At 27.6% G+C, this 23,656-nt stretch carries 24 protein-coding genes; 22 read left to right on the top strand and 2 right to left on the bottom strand.

Going from position 1 to position 23,656, the window contains the following annotated elements:
* Positions 1 to 29: 29 nt before the first annotated feature.
* The 22 genes from Q0J69_RS07005 (at position 30) to thpR (ending at position 19,749) form a co-directional block, all read left to right on the top strand.
* Complete coding sequence (locus tag Q0J69_RS07005) at positions 30 to 650, top strand: flavodoxin (protein ID WP_297205428.1); 621 nt, start codon at positions 30 to 32, stop codon at positions 648 to 650.
* An 82-nt stretch (positions 651 to 732) separates the two neighbouring features.
* On the top strand, positions 733 to 1,251 hold the full coding sequence (locus Q0J69_RS07000) for a cupin domain-containing protein (protein ID WP_297205426.1): 519 nt from the start codon (positions 733 to 735) through the stop codon (positions 1,249 to 1,251).
* Between the two features lie 18 nt (positions 1,252 to 1,269).
* Positions 1,270 to 1,698, top strand: a complete 429-nt coding sequence (locus tag Q0J69_RS06995) for a cyclophilin-like fold protein (RefSeq protein ID WP_297205423.1) — start codon at positions 1,270 to 1,272, stop codon at positions 1,696 to 1,698.
* A gap of 27 nt (positions 1,699 to 1,725) precedes the next feature.
* On the top strand, positions 1,726 to 2,571 hold the full coding sequence (locus Q0J69_RS06990; protein ID WP_297205421.1) for an aldo/keto reductase: 846 nt from the start codon (positions 1,726 to 1,728) through the stop codon (positions 2,569 to 2,571).
* Positions 2,572 to 2,590: 19 nt separating this feature from the next.
* On the top strand, positions 2,591 to 3,814 hold the full coding sequence (locus Q0J69_RS06985) for an NAD(P)-dependent alcohol dehydrogenase (RefSeq protein ID WP_297205419.1): 1,224 nt from the start codon (positions 2,591 to 2,593) through the stop codon (positions 3,812 to 3,814).
* A 28-nt stretch (positions 3,815 to 3,842) separates the two neighbouring features.
* Entirely contained in the window at positions 3,843 to 4,679 is an 837-nt protein-coding gene (locus Q0J69_RS06980) for a carboxymuconolactone decarboxylase family protein (protein ID WP_297205416.1), read from the top strand.
* 126 nt (positions 4,680 to 4,805) lie between these two features.
* Positions 4,806 to 5,363 (top strand): flavodoxin, encoded by a 558-nt coding sequence (locus Q0J69_RS06975; protein ID WP_297205413.1) that lies wholly within the window; start codon positions 4,806 to 4,808, stop codon positions 5,361 to 5,363.
* A gap of 68 nt (positions 5,364 to 5,431) precedes the next feature.
* Positions 5,432 to 6,559 (top strand): alpha/beta hydrolase, encoded by a 1,128-nt coding sequence (locus tag Q0J69_RS06970; RefSeq protein WP_297205410.1) that lies wholly within the window; start codon positions 5,432 to 5,434, stop codon positions 6,557 to 6,559.
* A 113-nt stretch (positions 6,560 to 6,672) separates the two neighbouring features.
* Positions 6,673 to 7,749, top strand: coding sequence for an alpha/beta fold hydrolase (locus tag Q0J69_RS06965; RefSeq protein ID WP_297205408.1), 1,077 nt, complete (start codon positions 6,673 to 6,675; stop codon positions 7,747 to 7,749).
* Between the two features lie 30 nt (positions 7,750 to 7,779).
* Positions 7,780 to 8,628 (top strand): aldo/keto reductase, encoded by an 849-nt coding sequence (locus Q0J69_RS06960; RefSeq protein WP_297205405.1) that lies wholly within the window; start codon positions 7,780 to 7,782, stop codon positions 8,626 to 8,628.
* Between the two features lie 25 nt (positions 8,629 to 8,653).
* The gene (locus tag Q0J69_RS06955) at positions 8,654 to 9,487 is read left to right on the top strand and encodes an SDR family oxidoreductase (RefSeq protein ID WP_297205403.1); all 834 of its coding nucleotides are present in this window, start codon (positions 8,654 to 8,656) and stop codon (positions 9,485 to 9,487) included.
* An 88-nt stretch (positions 9,488 to 9,575) separates the two neighbouring features.
* Positions 9,576 to 10,268, top strand: a complete 693-nt coding sequence (locus tag Q0J69_RS06950) for a flavodoxin (protein ID WP_297205400.1) — start codon at positions 9,576 to 9,578, stop codon at positions 10,266 to 10,268.
* Between the two features lie 45 nt (positions 10,269 to 10,313).
* Positions 10,314 to 10,973: a DUF4405 domain-containing protein gene (locus Q0J69_RS06945; RefSeq protein ID WP_297205397.1), complete on the top strand. Its 660-nt coding sequence runs from the start codon at positions 10,314 to 10,316 to the stop codon at positions 10,971 to 10,973.
* Between the two features lie 45 nt (positions 10,974 to 11,018).
* The gene (locus tag Q0J69_RS06940; RefSeq protein ID WP_297205395.1) at positions 11,019 to 11,522 is read left to right on the top strand and encodes an NAD(P)H-dependent oxidoreductase; all 504 of its coding nucleotides are present in this window, start codon (positions 11,019 to 11,021) and stop codon (positions 11,520 to 11,522) included.
* 245 nt (positions 11,523 to 11,767) lie between these two features.
* Entirely contained in the window at positions 11,768 to 13,762 is a 1,995-nt protein-coding gene (gene mrdA / locus Q0J69_RS06935) for a penicillin-binding protein 2 (RefSeq protein WP_297205392.1), read from the top strand.
* Positions 13,755 to 15,071: an FtsW/RodA/SpoVE family cell cycle protein gene (locus tag Q0J69_RS06930; RefSeq protein WP_297205389.1), complete on the top strand. Its 1,317-nt coding sequence runs from the start codon at positions 13,755 to 13,757 to the stop codon at positions 15,069 to 15,071. Before mrdA ends, Q0J69_RS06930 begins: the two co-directional genes overlap by 8 nt.
* Before the next feature lie 14 nt (positions 15,072 to 15,085).
* Positions 15,086 to 16,237 carry a fused response regulator/phosphatase gene (locus tag Q0J69_RS06925; protein WP_297205386.1) on the top strand — a complete coding sequence of 384 codons (1,152 nt, stop codon included), beginning with the start codon at positions 15,086 to 15,088 and terminating at the stop codon, positions 16,235 to 16,237.
* Positions 16,238 to 16,380: 143 nt separating this feature from the next.
* Positions 16,381 to 16,998, top strand: coding sequence for an acetate uptake transporter (locus Q0J69_RS06920; RefSeq protein ID WP_297205383.1), 618 nt, complete (start codon positions 16,381 to 16,383; stop codon positions 16,996 to 16,998).
* A 181-nt stretch (positions 16,999 to 17,179) separates the two neighbouring features.
* Complete coding sequence (locus Q0J69_RS06915; RefSeq protein WP_297205381.1) at positions 17,180 to 17,899, top strand: flagellar protein FlbB; 720 nt, start codon at positions 17,180 to 17,182, stop codon at positions 17,897 to 17,899.
* Between the two features lie 135 nt (positions 17,900 to 18,034).
* Positions 18,035 to 18,622 carry a hypothetical protein gene (locus tag Q0J69_RS06910; protein WP_297205379.1) on the top strand — a complete coding sequence of 196 codons (588 nt, stop codon included), beginning with the start codon at positions 18,035 to 18,037 and terminating at the stop codon, positions 18,620 to 18,622.
* Between the two features lie 18 nt (positions 18,623 to 18,640).
* The gene (locus Q0J69_RS06905; RefSeq protein WP_297205377.1) at positions 18,641 to 19,204 is read left to right on the top strand and encodes a hypothetical protein; all 564 of its coding nucleotides are present in this window, start codon (positions 18,641 to 18,643) and stop codon (positions 19,202 to 19,204) included.
* 5 nt (positions 19,205 to 19,209) lie between these two features.
* Positions 19,210 to 19,749, top strand: a complete 540-nt coding sequence (gene thpR / locus Q0J69_RS06900) for an RNA 2',3'-cyclic phosphodiesterase (protein ID WP_297205376.1) — start codon at positions 19,210 to 19,212, stop codon at positions 19,747 to 19,749.
* Between the two features lie 13 nt (positions 19,750 to 19,762).
* Here thpR and Q0J69_RS06895 read toward each other — a convergent pair whose 3' ends face one another.
* Both Q0J69_RS06895 and Q0J69_RS06890 read right to left on the bottom strand, forming a co-directional pair.
* Positions 19,763 to 21,382, bottom strand: coding sequence for a gamma-glutamyltransferase family protein (locus Q0J69_RS06895; protein WP_297205374.1), 1,620 nt, complete (start codon positions 21,380 to 21,382; stop codon positions 19,763 to 19,765).
* A gap of 76 nt (positions 21,383 to 21,458) precedes the next feature.
* Positions 21,459 to 23,606 carry a tetratricopeptide repeat protein gene (locus Q0J69_RS06890; protein WP_297205373.1) on the bottom strand — a complete coding sequence of 716 codons (2,148 nt, stop codon included), beginning with the start codon at positions 23,604 to 23,606 and terminating at the stop codon, positions 21,459 to 21,461.
* Positions 23,607 to 23,656: the final 50 nt, after the last annotated feature.

Here is a 23,656-nt window from a genome sequence, read left to right as displayed (position 1 = left end):
AGTATAAAAAGTTAAAAAGGAGAAATAAAATGAAAAAAATTAAATATCTAATTTTTATAATAATAATATGTGCCTCATGCAATGCTCAGGAAAGTTATATTCAAAACAAAGGAAAAATATTAATAACTTACTTTTCAATTCCAGAAGGAGATGGAATAGATACTGTTACAGGGGCAAGCAGAATAAATGATAACAACAGAATAATAGGGAACACTGAATTTTTTGCAGAAACTATAAAAGAGTATACAAAAGGAGAGTTATTTAAAATAGAAACAGAAAATAAATATCCAAATACCCATCAGGAATTATTAGAAATTGTACAAAATGAAATCGCCAATAAAAAATTACCTAAACTATCCCAAAAAATAAATAATTTTAATGAGTATGATATTGTTTTTGTAGGCTATCCTATATGGTATTATGATCTTCCTATGGCTATGTATAGTTTTTTTGAGGAGTATGATTTTTCCAATAAAATAATTATACCTTTTTCAACACATGGAGGAAGCAGATTTTCAGGAACTATAGAAAAAATAAAACAATTAGAACCAAATGCCAAAATCATAGAAGACGGTCTAACAATATCAAGAAATGATATTCTTAATTCAAGAAAAATTATAGAAAATTGGTTAAAAAATTTAAAATTATAATAATTAACTATTGACATTGGAGTCAACTCCAATGATACAATCAAAATACAATTTGTTAATATAAACGAAAAAAGGAGAAAAAATGAGAAATATTTTATTAATTTTATTTGTTTTGATTGCATCAATATCATGCAATTCAAATAACACAAATAATACTACTAATACTTATGAATACACTGCAGCACCAACAAATACAATTTTAATAAAAAATGGAGAAGGACAAAAATCAAAAGGTTCATCAGATTATTTTACAGGTGACGTTGAAGTAGAATATATCACTTCCCCAAATGAAACTTCAAAATTTTCTGTAGCTTATGTTACATTTCAGGCAGGTGCAAGAAGTGCTTGGCATACCCACCCTAAAGGACAACATTTAATAGTTATTGAAGGTATAGGACTTACTCAGGAAGAAGGAAAGCCTATACAAGAGTTTAGAGCTGGTGATACTTTATATTGTCCTTCTAATATAAAGCATTGGCATGGTGCTTCTCCTAATTCACCTATGAAGCATATTGCCATAATAGGAGATTCAAATGGAAACAGTGTTACTTGGATGGAACATGTTACTGACGAAGAATATTACAGCTACACAAATCAATAATTAGGAGGATTATTATTTATGAAAAAAACTATTATAACTTTTATACTATTTATAGGATTATTCACTATGAATGCATTTGCTCAAAACACAAGAATAAAATTAACTTTTGGAAGCAATGAAATCTATGCTTTAATAACAAATTCAAAAGCAGGAAATGATTTTTTATCACTTCTTCCTTTAAATATTAAAGCAGAAGATTTCAATAACACAGAAAAAATATTTTATTTAAGTAAAAAACTTAATACTCAAAATGAACCAGACGGAATAAATCCTAAAGCAGGAGATATTACTTACTATGCTCCTTGGGGCAACATTGCTATATTTTATAAAAATTTTAGGTATTCAAATAATTTAATTTATTTAGGAAAATTTGAAAATGCATCAGATATATCAAAACTTTCAAATATGAAAGGAGATTTTGATATACGCATTGAAAAAGCAAATTGATAATTTATTTAATGATTCGGAGATACTATGAATACTATAAAATTAAATAATAATGTTGAAATGCCTATTCTAGGATTTGGAGTATACAGAGTAGAAGATTATGAGGAATGCAAAAAAGCATGTCTTTATGCCATTGAAGCAGGATACAGACATATAGACACAGCATCAATATATATTAATGAAAAAGCTGTCGGAGATGCCATAAAAGAAAGCGGAATAAACAGAAAAGAAATGTTTATCACTACCAAATTATGGATACAGGATGCTGATTATGATAAGGCTAAGAAAGCATTTCAAATGTCTATGGAAAAATTAGGGTTGGACTATTTAGATTTATATTTGCTTCATATGCCTTTCGGTAATTATTATGCAGCTTGGAAGGCAATGGAAGAATTATATGAAGCGGGATATATAAAAGCTATAGGATGCTGCAACTTTTATAAAGAAAGATTAATTGATTTTGCAGCACATACTAAAATAATGCCTGCAATTAATCAAATAGAAACTCATCCATTTTTTCAAAGATGGGAAGATCAGGACTTAATGAAAGAATATAATATCACATTAGAATCTTGGGGACCTTTAGCAGAAGGAAAAAATAATATTTTCAATAATGAAATATTAAAAACTATAGGCAAAAAATACAATAAAACTATAGCTCAAGTTATTTTAAGGTGGCTTACTCAAAGAAATATACCTATTATTCCAAAGAGTATAAACAAAGAGAGAATAATAGAAAACTCTAAAATATTCGATTTCTCATTAGATGATAATGATATGAATCTTATAAAAACTTTGGATAATAATAAAAACATAATATTTCTTAATGATGATGCTGACTTTATAAAGCAATTATTAAAATTGAAATATTAAAAATTAAGGAGATTATTAAATGAAAAAACATATAAAAAATTTTATTTTAATTATTTCTTTTGCATTAATATTGTCTTGCAATAATCAAAGTAATAATAATACACAAGAAAGCAATACTTCAAACATTCAAAATAATAATAAAGTATATGTTACAAATAATTATGAAGGAAAAATACCGTCAAAAGGTTTTGCTGCATTTTCAGAAAATGGAGTGTTTGAACCTTATGAGTTTACAAGGCATGCAGTAGGAAGCAACGATATATTAATAGATATATTATACTCTGGAATATGTCACAGTGATATACATTCAGCAAAAAGTGATTGGGGAACTCCAAACTATCCTATAGTACCGGGACATGAAATAGTAGGCATTGTAACTCAAGTAGGAGAAAATGTTACTAAATTTAAAGTAGGAGATTATGCTGGCGTTGGCTGCATGGTTAATTCCTGTGGGGAATGTGAAAATTGTCTGAACAATCAGGAACAATATTGTTTAAACTCTTTTGTAGGCACCTATGATAACCCAGATAGATTCCATAATAATGAAATAACAAGAGGAGGATATTCTGATAATATAGTAGTATATGATAAATTTGCTGTAAAAATACCAGATAATGCAGATATTAAAAAAGTTGCTCCATTATTATGTGCCGGAGTAACAACATATTCTCCTATAAAAGTTATGAATGTATCTAAAGGAGATAAAATTGGAATAGCAGGTTTCGGAGGATTAGGACATTTAGCTGTAAAATATGCTGTTAATTTAGGAGCAGAAGTTACAGTATTTGATATCACAGAAGAAAAAAGAGAAGATGCTTTAAATATGGGAGCTGTTAAATATGTAAATGTTAATAATGCTAATGAACTTACAAATTTAAATAATACATTAGATTATATAATAAGTACAATACCTGCCAACTATGATATTTCAATGTATATGAATATGCTAAAAAGAGGCGGAGAAATGGCTATTTTAGGAATACCTGCAATAGAAAATATGCCTAGTGTAAATGTAGGAACTTTAATACTAGGAAATGGAAGCAGAAAATTATTTGGTTCTTTAATAGGAGGAATGAAAGAAACTCAAGAAGCTTTAGATTATTCTGTAGCCAATAACATATATCCAGATGTTGAAATAATCAATGCTGATGCTCAGGCTATTACAGAAGCATACAATAAAGTGATTAACGGTGAAGTAAAATTCAGATATGTAATAGATATGAAAACTATAGATAATCAATAAAAAAACTAAAAAGCGAGGTTATTAAGAAATGAAAAAAACTTTAAAAACTATTTTATCTTTATCTATCTTAGTTATAGTATTTTCATGCATAGCAAATTCACAAAGTAAAGGAGGAAATTTAACTATGACAGAAAAAGCAAAAAACAAATATAATGAATTACTCAAAAGAGATGCAAGTCTAACTAAACCTAATGATCCAGATTTAGAAAGCATATTTAATAATTTCTTATATGGAGAAGTTTATAATCATGGAACATTGGATCCTAAATTAAGAGAACTTGTAGCATTAGTTTCTTTAACTGCCTCACAAGGTACTGACATGATAAAACCTCATGTAGAAACAGCTTTAAATATTGGAGTTAGTCCTATAGAGATAAAAGAAGCATTGTATCAATGTTCGCCTTATGTAGGATTTCCTAGAGTATTTGCTGCATTAGAAAAAGCAAATGAAGTGTTCAAAGAAAAAAATATTTCTCTTCCTATAGAATCTCAATCAACAGTTACAGAAGAAACTAGATTCGATAAAGGACTTGAAATACAAACTAATACATTTGGCACAAGAATATTAGACGCTCATAATAATGCCCCAGCAAATCAAAAACATATTCAAAATTTCTTATCAGCTAATTGTTTTGGAGATTTTTATACAAGAAATGGACTTAATATGAAAGAGAGAGAGTTATTAACTTTCATAATGATAGTATCTTTAGGAGGAGCTGAGCCTCAGGCAGCTTCTCATGCAAGTGCTAATATATCTATAGGAAACAGTAAAGATATGTTAATAGAAGCTGTAACTCAATGCATACCTTACATAGGTTATCCAAGAACATTGAATGCTATAGCTATAATTAACAATCTAAAATAATTAAGATTAAAAATTTACATTAATTATACTCTATCATAATAAAAATATAATGAAAATTAAAAATGCAAGATAGGTATATATTTTTCAAAATAAAACTTTAAGAATAATAAAATAGGAGGATCAAAAATGAAAAAAATAATTAAAAGAATATTAATGTCATTGCTTCTTTCAAGTACATTATTGATCGGAGGTTTAAATGCTCAAAGTTCTAAAACTTTAATAGTATATTTCTCTTGGGGCGGAAATACGAGAACAGCTGCCAATATGATAAAGAACATGACGCAGGCAGATATATTTGAAGTAAAAACCGTTGAAGCATATCCAAGTTCTTATAATGATACTGTAAATCAGGCAAGAAAAGAACAAAATGATGATTTTTTACCAAAGTTAAGTGCTAATATAAATAATTTAGCTAACTATGATACTATAATATTATGTTACCCTAATTGGTGGGGCACTATTCCTCAGGCAGTGAAACAATTATTATCAACTCATAATTTCAGCGGTAAAAAAATTGCTCCTTTATGTACTCATGGAGGAAGCAGAATGGGAAGAAGTGTTACTGATATAACTTCATTATGTCCTAATTCAACTATACTAGAAGGTTTGAGTATATCTGGAGGAAGCGTTAATAATTCAGAAAATAATATAAAAACATGGCTTCAAAATATAAATATATTATAAAATTTTATTATTATCTTGCCATTGATTATTTTAATTAATGGCAGATAAATAAAATAGGAGAAATATAAATGAATAAAATTAAACTATTATGTATATTAGCTATTATTGGTCTATTAAATTCATGCAATGTAAATCAAACAGAAAAGGAGAATAAAATGAATGCAGAAGAAAAATATATAGTAAATCCAAGTGAAGAAGCAAAAAGAAACGCAGAAAAAAATCCGTTTGGTCTAGTTTATGATGGAGCTATAGAAAAAAATGAACAAGGTAAAGTAAATATACAAACCGTTTCATATAATATAGGAGGAAATAAAGCTGTTGCCAATGTATATACACCTGCAAATTTTGATTCTAATAAAAAATATCCTACTATAGTAGTAGCCCACCCTAATGGAGGAGTTAAAGAACAAGTATCTGGTCTTTATGCACAAAGATTAGCAGAACTTGGATATATTACAATAGCTTTTGATGCTTTATATCAAGGAGGAAGCGAAGGTTTTCCAAGAAATATTGATACACCAAATAACCGTGTAAATGATATAAGAGCTGCAGCTGATTTTATATCAACTTTTAAAGGTGCTGATATAAATCGCTTAGGAGTATTAGGAATATGCGGAGGCGGTGGATATACTATAAAAGCTGTACAAACAGATAAAAGATTTAAAGCTGTGGCAACTTTAAGTATGTTTGACAGCGGACTTGTAAGGAGGAACGGATTTTTAGATTCTCAAATTGATTCTATAGAAGAACGTTTAAAAGAAGCGAGTCTAGCTAGACAAAAAGAAGCATTAACTGGAGAAGTAACATATACAAGTTCAGCACCTGTGAAATTGAGTGATGAAGAATTGGCAAAAATACCTACAGATTTATACAGAGAAGGAGCAATATATTATGGTGATACTTATGCCCATCCTCATTCAAGCTTTGCCTATACAACAAGTTCATTATTAGATCTTATGAGTTTTGATGTAATAAATAATATAGAACTTCTAAATCAGCCGCTTTTAATGTTAGTCGGAGACAAAGCAGATACAGCATATATGAGCAGAAGAATTTTTGAAAATGCTTCAGGAACAAAAAATAAAGAACTATATGAACTTAAAGATGCCACACATATACAAACATATTTTAAACAGGATGCTGTAAATGAAGCTGTTAGTAAATTAGATGAATTTTATAAAAATAATTTAAAATAATATTAATTATCAAATATAAATATATTAGAAAACTTTTTTTATTCTCCTGTTTTCCTGCTGCTTATTATAATTAATAGGCAGTAGGAAATAAAAAATATTTTAAGGATTATATAATGAAAAAATTATTATTAGTGTTTTTAACAATATCTTCTATTTTAACTATATCATGCAGCAATATATCTAATAATACACAAAGTAAAATTATTATAGATAAACAAGGAAGTTTCACATTTGGCGGTAAAGTATCATCTGCAGATGGAGAATTTGAAAAAGATACTTTATTTCCAAGTTCAAACGGACAAACATATCATAGCGACCACGGATATACATTTTATCAAATACCTGTTAATGCTAAAAAATACCCTATAGTATTTTTGCATGGAGGCGGACAATCTGCTAAAAGTTTTGAAACTACTCCAGATGGCAGAGAAGGTTTTCAAAATATTTTCTTAAAAAAAGGATATAGTGTATATTTGGTAGATCAGCCAAGGAGAGGAAGAGCTGGAAGAAGTTCTGTACCTATAACTATTAATCCTACTCCTGACGAACAATCTTTATTTAATTGGTTTAGAATAGGTTCTTGGCCTGATTTTTTTGAAAATGTGCAATTTAAAAATGATGAAGAAACTTTAACTCAATACTTTCAGCAAGTTACTCCTAATACAGGCAGTTTTGATGAGGAAGTAGTATCTGATAGTTTATCTGCATTATTTGATAGAATAGGAGAAGGAATTTTACTAGCACATTCTCAAGGAGCTGGTCCTGCATTTTTTACAGCAATAAAAAATCAAAATGTTAAAGCATTAGTTTTATATGAGCCTGGCGGATGCAGTTTACCTTTTCCTGAGAATACTTCACCTACTAATATTACTATGCCTGCATATTTTCCTATAAAAGAAATACCTGAAGATGATTTCAAAAAATTAGCAAGTATACCTATAGTAATTTATTATGGGGATAATATACCAAAAGAAAAATCTGATAATCCTTATTTGGAAGAATGGAGATTAAGAGTAGAATTAGTAAAAAAATGGGAAGAAACTTTAAAATCTTATAATGCTGATGTCAATGTTGTAATTCTTCCAGAAATTGGAATATATGGAAATACTCATTTTCCTTTTTCAGATTTAAACAACTTAGAAATAGCAGATTTGCTTGAAAAATATTTAAAAGAAAAAAATTTAGAATAATATAAAAATAATATTCAAAAGGATTTATAAATGAAATACGTAAAATTAAATAATGGTTTAGAAATGCCTATTTTAGGTTTTGGAGTTTATCAAATTCAAGATTATGATGAATGTAAAAAAGCAGTATTAAATGCTATTGAAACAGGATACAGACTAATAGACACTGCAGCCTCATATAAAAATGAAAAAGCTGTTGGAGATGCTATAAAAGAAAGCGGTATAAACAGAAAAGAATTATTTATAACAACAAAATTATGGATACAAAAAAACGGTTATGAAGATACAAAAAAAGCATTTAATAATTCTCTTGAAAAACTTCAATTAGATTATTTAGATTTATATTTAATACATCAGCCTTTTGGGGATTATTACGGAGAATGGCGTTGTATGGAAGAGCTATACAAAAATGGAAAAATTAAAGCTATTGGAGTATGCAATTTCTTTGCTGATAGATTGGTTGATTTAATAATGCACAATAAAATAGTACCTGCAGTAAATCAAGTGGAAGTAAATCCATTTTATCAAAAAAATGATTATCAAACTATTATGCAGGAATATAATGTACAAATGCAGTCTTGGGCTCCTTTTGCAGAAGGAAGAAACAATATGTTTAATAATGAAATATTATTAGGTATAGCTAAAAAATATAATAAATCAGTAGCACAAATAATTTTAAATTGGCTTGTAAAAAGAAATATTGTAGTAATACCTAAAACTATTAGAAAAGAAAGAATGGAAGAAAATTTCAATATTTTTGATTTTGAATTAGATGAGAGTGATATAAAATTAATTTCATCCCTTGACAAAAATGAAAGTTCTTTCTTCTCTCATCAGGATCATAAAATTGTAAAACTCTTATCAGAAAGGGTTCTTGAATAATTTAATAAATATGAGGATAATAGAAATGAATAATAGTAAAGATGTTCTAGTTTTAACAGGGGCTGGTTCCATAGGAATTGCCATAGCAAGAAGAATAGGTATAGGAAAACATATTGTACTTGCCGATTTCAATATAAAAAATGCTGAAAGAGAATCTAAAACATTATACAATGCAGGATTTCAAACTTCTGTATGTGAAACAGATATTTCTTCAAGAGAATCAATTTTAAAACTTATAGATTTCTCAAAAAGCTTAGGAAAAATAAAATATTTTGTTAATGCTGCTGGAGTTTCACCTTCTCAAGCACCTATTCAAGATATTTTAAAAGTTGATTTATATGGAACTGCCGTACTTCTTGAGGAATTCGGTAAAGTAATAGAAGAAGGCGGAAGCGGAGTAATAATATCCTCTCAATCTGGATATCGTTTAGGCTCTTTGACTGATGAAGAAAATAAAATACTCGCAACTACTCCTACTGAAAAATTATTATCTTTGCCTATACTTGATAAAGCAGCAGATACTTTAAAAGCATATCAATTATCAAAAAGATGCAATTGCTTAAGGGTAATGTATGAATCTGGTAATTGGGGTAAAAGAGGAGCAAGATTAAATTCAATAAGCCCAGGTATAATAATTACGCCTTTAGCAAATGATGAATTAAACGGACCAAGAGGAGAAAGCTACAGAAAAATGCTTGAACTTTGCCCTTCAAAAAGAGCAGGAACTCCAGATGATGTAGCAAATGTGGCTGAGCTTTTAATGAGTGATAGAGGTTCTTTCATTTCTGGAAGCGATTTTCTTATGGACGGAGGCGTAACAGCTTCTTGGTGGTACGGAGAATTATCAAATAATAAATAATATTTTAAGCCGCTTATTAAACTAAATACTTACCAAAAATAATAAGCGGCATAAAAATAATATCAAATATCAAAGGAGATTATATTATATGAAAAATTTAATATTAATTTTTTTACTATTATCAATAATTATATCATGCAGTAACAATAATACTTCTAATATAGAAAGTACAAATGATAATAATTATAATACTCAAAATAATTATGTTAATATTAATTATACTCAAAGCAATTCAAAAATATTAATAGCATATTTTACTTGGGCAGACAATACTGTAGTAGAAAATCATTCATCTATAGACCCAGATGCTGAAACTTCTGCAAGCGTGCTTCCTCCCGGTAATGCAGCATTAATTGCTGAATGGATACAAGAAGAAACAGGAGGAGATTTATTCAGCATAAAAACACAAAATAAATATTCAAGCGATTATAATGAATGTCTTAATCAAGCTAGAAAAGAAAGAGATAATAATGAAAGACCAATACTTACTGAAAAAATTAATAATATAGATGATTATGATGTTATATTTTTAGGCTTTCCTAATTGGTGGTATACTTGTCCTATGGCTATTTTTACATTCGTTGAAAGCTATGATTTATCTGGAAAAACTATAATACCATTTTGTACGCATGGAACAGGAGGACTTTCAAGAACTATAAGAGATTTGAGAAACTTACTCCCAGATGACTGCAAAGTATTAGAGCCTATAGGAATATACAGACCAGAGGTAAAAACATCAAAAAATAAGGTTTTAGACTGGCTTAGAAAGTTGGATTATTAAAAAATTATGATGAATATAAATAATACAAAAGGAGCAAAAATATATATGACTAAAAAAATAATAAAAATAATCGTTGACATAATAATGACTTTACTATTTTTTATTTTGATGGCTTATCATTTCACAGGAGATGCCGTACATGAATATTTGGGTTTTCTTCTATTTGTATTTTTCATACTTCATCATATACTTAATTTTAATTGGTACAAAAACCTGCCTAAAGGAAAATATAGCTTTAATAGAATTTTAAGTACATTTATTAATACTATGCTTTTTTTATGTATGATAGGATTAATGATAAGTGGAATACTCTTTTCTCAAAGGGTGTTGGGATTTTTAAATATTCATAACAGCGGAATGTTTACAAGACGCCTTCACATGATTTCAAACTCTTGGGGATTTATATTTATGTCAGCACATTTGGGAATGCATTGGGGTATGTTTATCAATATGAGTAAGAAGTTTATCAATATAAAAAAACAAATAGCATTAATAATAGCTTCATTAATTGCCGTATATGGTATTATTGCATTCATTAAAAGAGAATTATATAATAAAATGTTTTTGCTTGTAGAGTTTGCTTTTTTTAATTATGAAGAGCCTGTAATACTTTTCTTTATGGATTATTTATCTATAATGGGTTTATTTATATTCATAAGCTACTATTTACCAAAAATAAAAATTAGAAAAAATAATAATATTTAAAAAATAATATAATAAAAATTAATATATCAAAAGGAGCAAAATAAAATGAAAACACTTATAATTTTTTCACATACCTATTGGAATGATTCAAAAGTTAATCGTAAATTATTAGAATCAATAAAAGATTTCAAAGATATTACAATTCATAATTTAAATGAAAAATATAAGGATAATAAAATAACTAAAGATAATGTAAAGTCAGAAATATCTTTATTAAAAGAGCATGATAAAATAATATTTCAGTTCCCATTATTTTGGTTCAGCACTCCAAGTCTATTAAAAGAATGGCAGGATACTGTTTTAACTGATATACTTTATGGAAGTGAAAGCAAATGTTTAGAAGGCAAAACTTTTCAAATAGTTACTACAGCAGGAGGAGAAAAATCTTTTTATGATTCTTTAGAGTTCGGTATTAATACTCTTCTATCTCCTATAACAACAAGTTTTAAATATTTAGGATTAAAAATAGAAAATCCTTTCTGTATATATCAGGCTAATGCTGATAATTTGGATTTGAATGAATATCATAAGCATTTGCAGCAAAATTAATATAAGAACACTTAATCAATATCACTTTTGATAATATTCTTTATTATCAAATTATATGTTTCAGCATTTTAAATATTAATTATTTTTTAATGCTGAAACATTATATTATTATATAAATATAAATAAAACTAATAATGTTAATAATATAGTAAAAAATACCGTTACTTATAGTATTGATAAAAATTTTTTGTTAGTATAATATTACTTATATTAATAATAATTCTTAGAAGGTAAAAGGTTTATACATGAATTTTTTAGAAATAGAATTAAATAAAGATAAAAAAATCATAAGTGAAGATTTTAAATATAGAAAAAAATTAATAGTAGTTTTTGCAATTTCAATATTAGTATCAGTGCTTTTGCTGATAAGATTATTTTATTTGCAGATAATACAAAATGAACATTATGATAGTTTGGCAAGGAATAATAAAGAACAAATAATACCAATAGATGCATACAGAGGAGAAATCTATGATAGAAACGGTATTATAGTTGCTGAAAATATAAAAACATACACAATGTATATGATACCTGTTTATTTACCTAAGAATTATTTTGAAAGAGAAGAATTATTGTACAGAGTTTCAAAAGTATTTAATATAGATTTGGGACATATAAAATCAAGTTTAGAGAAAGTATCAAAAAACAGCTATGAATCTGTAGAAATATCAGAAAGTATAACAATGCCGCAAATGAGCTATTTGGCTGAAAGGTCTGAAGAATATCCAGGGGTATATTATGGAAGCAAATCCATAAGACATTATCCTCTAGGCGAAACTATGACTCATATATTGGGGTATATAGGAAACATATCTCAGGAAGAATTTGAAAGCAAACAAGCAGAAGGCTACAGAAGAAACAGTATGATAGGTAAAGAAGGTGTAGAACAATTCTATGATAAAGAATTACGCGGTATAGACGGCTATGTTCAATGGATAGTAGATTCAAGAAACAGGGTAAAAGAAACTATAAGCCCAGCAATAGGAAAACCTATACCTGGTAAAAAACTTATATTAAGTATAGATTCAAAAATACAAAAGGATGCTGAGGATTTAATAAAAGGACAAGTTGGTACTGTAATAGTATCAAAACCTACAACAGGAGAGATACTTGCTATGGTTAGTTCTCCTTGGTATGATCCTAATATATTTATAGGTAAAATAGACAGAGAAAAATATGCTGAACTTATAAATAATCCAGCAAATCCATTCTGGAATAAAGCCATAAGGGGAAGATATCCTCCAGGTTCTACATTCAAATTAGTAACTGCTGTAGGAGCATTGGCTGAAAAAAGAATAGGAGTTAATACAACAAGATACTGCGGCGGCGGTATGCTTCTTGAAAATAGATTCTACAGATGTACTGGACAGCATGGATTTGTAAATATGTATAGGGCTATTCAGTTTTCATGTAATACATATTTTTATAACTTAGCTTATGAACTTGGTCCTAATTTCATAAAAAGATATGCAGAAATGCTGGGATTTGGAGATATTACTGGAATAGATTTACCGGGTGAAAAAGTTGGAGTAGTTCCTAGTGCCGATTGGAAAAGAAGAAAAATCGGAGAATATTGGTGGGACGGAGACACTATTCAATATGTTATGGGACAAGGTTATATGTCCGCTACACCTATTGCTGTACACATGTCTACTTCTGCTATAATAAATGACGGTATCATGTACAGACCGCATGTTGTAAAAGAAATAAGAAGCTCTCAAACTGATGAGGTTATATACAATAATGATAAGGTAATAATAAAAAAATTGGATATAGATAAAAATATATTTACAGTAGTAAAAGAAGGTATGAGAATGGCTGTAACTGGAGGTACTGCTAGAAATGGTGCTTGGTCGCCTAATATAAAATTGGCAGCTAAAACAGGTACAGCCCAAAACGCACAAGGTAAAGACCATACTTGGGTTACAATATTCGGACCTTATGATCAAAGACCGTCAGATGATATGATAGCTGTTACTGTTATGTTAGAACACAGCGGAGGCGGAGGCGGTACTACTGCAGGACCTATTGCTACTGCTATGCTTCGTTCTATATTAGGCGGAGAAAATGTTATGGAAGCTAGAAATGCTATATATAATAGAATGCAGTATATTTATCAGCAAATAAGGCTTGCAAGAGAACAGGCTGCCTTAGAAAATGGAGAAGCTAGTATTGATGCTGATGAAAATCAAAAAGAAGAGAAAAAATCCAATGAAGATGAAAGGATAAAATATGAATGAAAAAAAAGAATTAAAAAAGCTATTTATATTCGATTGGAAAATATTAGCAGCTATTATATTCTTAATGATTGCAGGGGCTATAGCTGTTTATTCATCTACATATTCTCCTGAATCGGGTAAAACCAGCTGGATGTTTTTGAAATTCTTATTTTTCTGTGCAACTGGTTTGGTGTTAATATTTATTAGTATGTTCATAAACTATACTAAATTAGCTGAGCATAGAATGTCTTTATATATACCTATGCTTGGAGTTCTTATACTTGTTTTAATTCCTGGTGTAGGTACAACTGTTAATGGAAGCAGCAGCTGGTTATTTGGTATGCAGCCTTCCGAATTTGGAAAAATAGTTGTTATAATATTCCTTGCAGGATATTTAGATCAAATAGGAGATAAAATAAAAGAGGTTAAATATTTTGCATTAGCTGGTTTTTTTATTGCTATACCTATAGGATTAGTACTTCTTCAGCCAGACTTAGGTACTGTATTAGTATACTGTTTTATAGTATTTATAATGCTTTTTGTAGGAGGTGTTCCTACCAGATATATTATAGCTTTAATAAGTATAGGGGTAATAGGATTGTCTATACCAATGTTTTTAGAGTATAAAAGAATGTCTGATGATATAGATAATATACTTTTTAACTTTTTATCACAAAGAATATATATAGGATATTTAGCTGGAATATTTTTATTTATAGCAGCACTTCTTCTCACACTAAATTTCTATATGAATAGTAAATATGTGAGTTTATTATCATTCTCATTCTTTGTATTATTTTTATGTATGGGAGCTGCCTTAGTATTTGATATAGGATTAAAAGAGTATCAGAAACAAAGGCTTCTTGTATTTATGAATCCTCAATTAACCAGATTAAGTTCAGGATACAATATCATACAATCGCTTATAGCGGTAGGAAGCGGAGGACTATTTGGAGAAGGTTTCTTAAATGGAAGCCAATCACAATTAAACTTCATACCGCAGCAGGTTAATGACTTCATTTTTTCTAATATATGTGAAGAATGGGGATTTATAGGAAGTGCATTAGTGGTTTTGGCATATACAACTATATTTATTAGAGGAACTATGGTAGCATATTTTGCTAAAGACAGACTTGGTGCTTTAATAGTATCAGGCGTTATTGCTATGTTTTTATGCCATGTAATAATAAATATTGGTATGGTTGTTGGAATGATGCCTATTACTGGTTTAACATTGCCTTTTATAAGCAGCGGAGGTTCATCTATATGGACTTTTTCTATATCCATAGGGCTTATATTTAATGTAGAAGCCAGAAGATATGTTCATTAGATAAAGATATTGATATGAAAAGTAATATTTTAACAGAAAAAGTTTTAATAGTAGATTCAAATATAGATTATGCTAAATTTATACAAAATTTATTAAAAGAATCTGGATATTTATCATATATAGCAACATCCTATGAAGAAGCTATACAAATGTCTTATGATAAAATACCAGACTGCATACTTGTTGATTATATGCTTCCTAATGCAGGTGCATGCAGACTTTCGCAGCATATAAAAAAAGATAATATACTAAAAAATATAGCTGTATTATTTTTAACTGCCACTGATAATAAAAATGAATGCTTAAAATCTTATGAATGCGGTGCTGACGGATTCTTTTTAAAATCTATAGATACAGATATATTCCTATCAAAAATGAAGGCATATATAAGATTAAAAAAAGCCATAGAGTCTAACATAATGTACATGAATATTTTAAAAAAAGATATAGAGTATGCATCTAGGCTTCAAAAAAGTATACTCTCTTATGGCAATACCTCTATTCCTAAAAATGACATATCAATATACCATTATGCCCCAAATGAAGTATCTGGAGATTACAGCGGTATAAAAGCAATCAATGACGGATGGTATGCCATACTTCTTGCGGATGTTTCAGGACATGGAGTGGCAGCAAGCATGCTTACCATACTTATAAAATCTTTCTTTGATTCTCATGTTATTATTGATAATCAAAATACTTCCCCTTCTCAATTTTTAAAAGAATTAAATAACTTCTTTATAGAAGAAAATTTTGATAAAAATTTATTTGCTTCTGTGTTTTATGCTGTATACAATAATGATACAGGAGATTTTATATGTTCATCAGGCGGATCACCAAAACCTTTCTATTATTCTAAAGACAATATAGAAGAGTTAGAAACCGAAGGTCCTTTAATTGGAATGACAGAAGAAAGTGAATATTATGAATCAAAAATAAAATTAAATCATAATGATATGCTGTTTATATTTACAGATGGTGCTTATGAAATATTTAATGAAGAAGGAAAAATGCTTGGGGATGATGAATTAAAAAATATATTTTCAAAGCATGTAAAAAAAGATATTAAAGTGATAAAAGAGAATATTATAAAAGAATTGAAAACATTTTCCAATAATAATTTGCAGGATGATATAAGCATGATAATGCTTAGAAGGACAGAATAATAGTATAAATTAATATTTGTATTTTGTAATAAAAATTCAAATATATCACAATATATTAAATTTTTTGTAAAAAAATCGTAATTTTATTTGACATATAGGAATTTTTTACTATACTCTATAATAAATACAGTATAGGAGTATATATGAATAATGAAGTAAAAGTAACACAAACACTTGCAGATCCTTCACCTTTTGGTTTATTCGGACTTGCAGTAATAACATTTGTAGCTTCAACGCAAAAATTAGGACTTACATCAGGATTTGCAGGTCTTATTCCTTGGGCTATATTTCTTGGATGCATCACTCAATTTGTTGCCGCTATTATTGACTTCAAAAAAGACAATGTTTTTGGTGCTACTGTTTTTGGTTCTTTTGGATTATTCTGGATAGCTGTTGGTTTTATTTGGCTTACTACTTTAGGAGTTTTTGGAGAAGAGATGAAAAATACAATTGACTTTAAACAATTTGGCGTTGTATGTATAGCTTATCTATTCCTTGTAGGACCTTTAACTTTTGGTGCTGCTGAAGCTCATAAAGTTTTATTCTTCATATTTGTTGCTGTTGATGTATTATTAGTAGCTATGGCGTTAAATTATTTAGGAATAGCTCAAAAAGAAACTCAAATTGTATCTGGTATTTCTGAACTTATTGCTGGATTATTAGGTTTCTATGGAGCTGCTGCTGGAGTATTAAATAAAAATTTAGGAAGAGTTGTACTTCCTGTTGGAAAACCATTGGGGATATTTAAAAAAACATCATAATTAAAACATAATAATTTTCTGAAGGGACTATATATAGTCCCTTTTTATTTGCATAAATAAAAAAAATATGATAACTAAATATTTGATTATTACGATAATAATTATGATAACAAAATTTAGTTGACATATTACAGTTTTTTCTATATTATGTTATAATAATATTATAAGGTGATAAAAAGTTATGAGATTAAAAATAGCAATTTTAACTATAGTAAATTTAATAGCATTTATAGCATTGCTCTATATGTTTGATATATTCGGAGTTGTAAATTACTATACATTAATGCGTACTAAAATAGCTCCTAATGTTCCCGGATTTTTAACTAGGTTCACACAAAAACCTAGAGTTGAAGATATGTCTCTTTTAGCTAGAGATGATTTAAATAAAATGAGGGAATCATTTAATTTAAGAGAAAAAGATATACAGGCTCAGGAATCTCTAATAGCAAGCAAAGCTATAGAATTAAATACTCAGTCTGAATTAATAGAACAAGACAGACAAAATCTATTGAATGCATGGTCAAATTATCAGGCAACTATGGATGAATCATCACAGTATCAGTTGGTTCTTGCTGATTTAGCAAATAAAGTTAATAGCATGCCTCCGCAAAACTCTGTGGCATTACTTAATCAATTAGCAGCAAATGGTTCTGATGATTTAGTTATAGATGTATTATTAGAAATGGATTCGATTGCTGCTGCTGAGGGAAGAAACAGTACTACTTCTTACCTATTAAGTTTGATGGATCCTACTGTGGCTGCTAGAATATTAGAGAAGTATGAAGCAAGGTCCAACCCAGGTAATAATACAGTACCTTCTTCACCTAATGATTTCCCTAATTATTTACCTGACAACAATGACGCTATGTTAAATGAAGGCATAATGGATATGGGAGCATAAAAATATAAATTAATATTATTATATACAATATAAAAGCCCTTCTTAAATTTTTAAGTTGGGCTTTTTTATTATAATTATTGACAAATAAAGAGTTATAGGGTATAAATTAATTTATCATAAATTGGAGTTTTATATATGCTAAGAATAATAGCAATATTTTTTATTTTATTTTCTTTTAATCTTTATTCTCAAAATATTAATGATAAGCCTATAAAAATAAATAAAAATTATTTCACTGATGACGGCAATTTAAAAAATAAAAAAGATTTATCAGTTTATGCTATTAGAAAAATAAGATTTACGGATAACTCAGCCTATGAGATGATAATATTAAAAAATAATTATTGGTATTACTATTCTCTATTTCAAATAGAACAAAATAATGAATACAATTACATTGGAACTATTGCTTTAAAAAGTTTCAATAATAATATAGAAGGACTTATAGGTAATATAGTTTATAAAGATAATTTTTTCACTATAGAACATAGTGTTATGTCAACTTTAAAGATGTATGTAACATTTAAATATAATGACGATAAAAAAATATATTTAGATAAGGCTAGTATGATTATAGAATTTATTGATAACAGCACAGTAATAAATACTAATGAGGCGAAAACAAATACTAAACAAGTTAATGGCAATGTAGTGCCTAATAAAATTTTATATGAAAATGTTACAATGGATATGATATCTAAATTATTAAGTCTTGATATATAAAATTTAAGATTATTAAATATGAAAAAATTTGTATTGATATTTATTATTATATTTTCTTTTAATCTTTATTCTCAAAATATTGATGATAAGCCTATAAAAATAAATAAAAATTATTTCACTGATGACGGTAATTTAAAAGAAAAAGCAGATCTAAAAATTAATATTATAAGAAAAATGAGATTTAAAGATAATAGTGCTTATGAAATGATAATATTAAAAAACAAATATTGGTATTACTATTCTCTATTTCAAATAGAGAAAAATAATCAATATAAATATATAGGAAATATATCATTAAATACTGCTATATTTAATATTGACGGACTTACTGCAAATGTGGTTTATAAAGATGATTATTTTACTTTAGAACATCATATAAGAAATAACCGTAAATTGTATATAACATTTAAATACAATGATGATAAAAAAATATATTTATACAAAATCAGTATGCTTGAAATAAGCAATATAGAAAATGAAACATATACAAATCAATATAACGGAAATGTAATACAAAATAAAATTCTCTATAAAGATGTTACAATGGATACAATATATAAATCATTAAATATAGAACTATAAATATTATGAGAGCATTTTTAGCATTAAACTTAAATAAAGAAATAAAAAATAAATATTCTGATATTTTGAGAATAAATGAAAATACTGCTGAATTAAAAAAGGTATCAAAAAATAAAATGCATATAACATTGGTATTTTTTGATAATATAAAAGAAGAACAAATAGAGTTAATAAAAGAAAAAGTAATAAACTCCTCCCCTGCTCCATTTAATATAAACTTTGAGAATATTTCCTATTTCACGAATAAATTCAAAGATATAAATGTGATATTTGTAAAAGCTGTAAGTGAAGAATTAGAAAGCTATGTAAAAACCTTAAGAGAAAATCTAAACAATATAGAGAATCTTAAATATGATAAAAAAGATTTTAAATCTCATATCACATTAGCAAGAGTAAAAAGAGTTTATGATAATAAAAAATTAAAAGAAAAAATTGAAGAGATAAATGATTTAGATTTTACTCCATTATCATTTACTGCTCATTCAATAACACTATATTCAAGCGATTTTGTTAATTATACAGAAATTGTTACTATTAATTTTTAATAATAATTTTTATTTAATAAGCCGCAATAGCAGAATCAGTCCTTCCATCGCACCCTGCAAAATAAACATCATTATCATTTTTTAATATCACCTGTCCGCGTCCGAAATATCCAAAGTATGTAATATGATCTTTTTTTGTTATATTATGCCCAAGTGATGAAAGCTCTTTATAGATATTATTGTCAAAATTATATTCCAACTCTATATTTTTATCACCCACCCATTGCCATCTAGGTTTATCTAATGCCGCCTGAGGATTTAAATCATAATCTATCAAATTGCTTATAACCTGAACATGTCCCTGAGGCTGCATAAAAGCTCCCATTACTCCTAAAGCTCCGTAAGGTTTTGAATCTTTGCATATAAAGGCTGGTATTATAGTGTGATAAGGCTTCTTATGAGGTGCTATAAAATTGTCAGAATTAGGGTCTAATGAAAAATTAGCTCCTCTGTTTTGCAAAGCTATGCCTGTTTCTGGAATTACTATGCCAGAACCAAATGCTGTATAATTACTTTGTATATATGAAACCATATTTCCGTAACTATCTGAAGAAGCCAAATAAACTGTATCTCCTGACGAGAATATATGATTTATAGGCTCTAATGATTTATTTTTATTTATAAGTGAAGCTCTTTTTTTAGCATAATCTTTTGAAAGCATTTCTTCAATAGATGTTTTCATGCAATTGATATCGGCTACATATTTTTTTGTATCTGTAAAAGCTAATTTTAAAGCCTCTATTTGATAATGTACTTTTTCTAATTCGCTTAAATTATTAAAATCAAAATTAGATAAAATATTTAAAGCCATAAGCACGGTAATGCCATGTCCGTTTGGAGGAATTTCATAAATATCATAGCCCCTGTAATTAGCAGTTATAGGAGTAACAAACTCGGGATAATATTCATTTAAATCTTCTTTAGATAAATAACCTCCGTATTTTTTCATAAATGCATCTATCTTTTCAGCATATTCTCCTCTGTAAATGCACTCCGCATCTGTTTTTCCTATATCATATAAAGTCTTTGCATGATATGGAAGTTTTACTATTTCACCAAGTTCAGGAGTTTTACCATTAAAAGTAAAAGTATCAAACCAATATTTAAACTCTTCTTTTTTTAAATTATCAGAAGCATTCAAATACATATTATAAGCCTCTTTCCAATCGAGAACTACTTGAGGCTGAACCGCATAACCTTCTTTTGCATATCTAATAGCAGGTTCTAGCACATCAATAAGTTTTAATTTACCGAATTTTTTTATAAGAGCAGCCCAAACTGATGGAATGCCTCCAACAGTTACAGGCAGAACTCCGTATAAAGGCATTTTATCAAAATTATATGATAATACTTTATCAACATCCAAACTTTTAGGAGAAAACCCGCTTCCATTAATAGCGTATATTTTATTCTCAAAATTTATTACAGCAAAAGCATCGCCTCCAAGTCCGTTTGAAGCAGGCTCAACAACGGTAAGTGCAGCAGCAGAAGCAATTGCCGCATCCACTGCATTACCGCCTTTTTTTAGAATCTCTATCCCTGCCTCAGAAGCAAGTATATTGCTTGTAGAAACTATATTCCTTCCAAAAACCACATTGCGTTTAGATGTGTAAGTATTATCATAAAAATTCATAATAAAATCCAATACTTTATTTTTATTTAATCAGTTAATTATACTAGCAAAAATATAATTGTCAAAATATTTTGTATCAATCATTCAAGTTTTTAAAATAATCTGCAGCCTCATCATCATAAGGGTTAATCTCTAAAATTTTTCTATAGCATTCTTTAGCATTTTCTTTATCATCAATTTTTAAATATAATTCAGCAATATGTTTTAGAATATCACATCTGTATGGACGATCTTCAAAATATTTTTTATTAATATCTATAGCCTTTTGATAATATTCTTTTGCTAACTCTTTTTCATTCATACCATCATAAACTTCAGCAATAGAAACATAATACTCTTTACTGTTAGGCTCTAATGAAACGGCATGTTTATAGCACTTTAATGCCTTATTTTTATTGCCTATTTTTATATATAAATCACCTATCTCTTTTGAATAAAAACCTTCAAACTCTTCTCTATCAAATCTTTTTTCTCTGCTGAACATACAACTAGCACTTTTTATTTCAAGTTTTATAGCTTTTTTATATGCTTCAATAGCTTTGTTTTTATTACCTATAGAATTATATAAATCACCTATCATATCTAAATCCCAATAATTTTTATCTTTTTCATTTTCATAAACCTCTATTGCTTTTTTATAATATTCTTCTGCGTTTTCCTTTTCTCCTAAACTCTCATAAATCTCTGCAATACCTGCAAAATTATATCTATAATTTTTATTATCATCTAAATTGACATATTTTTTATAATATTCAATAGCCTTATATTTTTCGCCTATATGCAAATATAAATCAGATAATTTTTTATAATCATTCTTATCAATGTAATAATTAACAGCTTTATCAATAAGTAAATTTCTTTTTTCATGTTTTGAAAGTTTATCATACAAATCTAATAATTTTATGATATTATAACAAGTCTTTTCATTATCTTTATCTTTGTTTTTAAATTTATAATCCAAATATTTTTCGTACATATCCAAAGCCTTATCATAATTTTTAATTTTTTTATAAATATCACCTAAAAAACAATAATCATAATTGTCAAAATGATTAATTTCTATAAGTTTATTATACATTTCAATAGCTTTATCATATCTGTAAATATTTTTATATAAATAAGCCAAAGTTTTATAAACTCTATGATTAATATTCTCTGTATTATTCAGTAAATATTTGTCAAGTACATTAGCCGCTTTATCATATATATTCAAATCATAAGAATATATAGTTTCTAATCCGTCATAATATTCAAAATTATTAGGCTCTTCCTCTATAAGCTGATTAAATGCTTCTATCAAATATTTATAGTCTTCAATATCTTTATTATATAGATCTCTTATCCAACGCCACTCATGTTTTTTAATATATTCTTTATATGCATCAATACCTTTCTGATACTCTCCTAAAGCCATATAAGATTTAGCTAATGCATTTATTGCACTGGTATTTTCTATATAATCAAAAGAAGGATGAATTTCTAATACCTTCTCATAATTTTCTATAGCCTTATCATATTCTTTTTTCTCAAAATATGATAACCCTAAATACATAAAATCGCTTTCATCATGACGAGGAAGTTTTATTATTTCTTTGAATATATTTATTGCTTCATCATATTTACCCAATTTAAAATATGATTCTCCTATCACAGTAAGATAATATTCCATATAATTACTACCATCAACAACATAGCTTTTATTTAACTTAACTGCTTTTTGAGAATACTCTATTGCCGCATAATAATTTTTATTTTTCTGATTAATATATCCTAAAAGATGCCAATATGCTGAATCATTTTCATTTAATTCTATAGCTTTTTTAATAAGTTTTAATGCTTCATTATATTTTTCATTTCCTCTAAAATTATATATATAATTGACTGCTGTATAGTATAATACTTTATCATCATTAGGATTTAGCAGCAAAACTTTTTTAAATAGCTTTTCTGCTTTTTTATTATCATGAGTAGAATAATATCCCCTATAATAATATGCCCTTCCTAATAAAGTTAAAGCTTTTACATTATTTCTATATTTTTTAATATACTCTTTTAATACTTCTATAACTTGATAAATTATATTTTCATTATTATTCTCATAATTATTTTGATAATCTTCATCATTTTCTTTATTATCTGATTGATTATCAAATTCATCGGGTTCATAAGAACACTCTTTGTTTATTATATTTTCGATTTCTTCTAAACTGTATGATTTTTTCATAGTGTAGCTCCTATATTTTTATTTTTTTTAATTATATAGAGGAACAAAAA

Origin of the sequence: uncultured Brachyspira sp. (genome assembly GCF_944388875.1) — a bacterium.
Lineage (GTDB): Bacteria > Spirochaetota > Brachyspiria > Brachyspirales > Brachyspiraceae > Brachyspira.
This window is presented reverse-complemented; position numbering and strand designations above follow the sequence as displayed.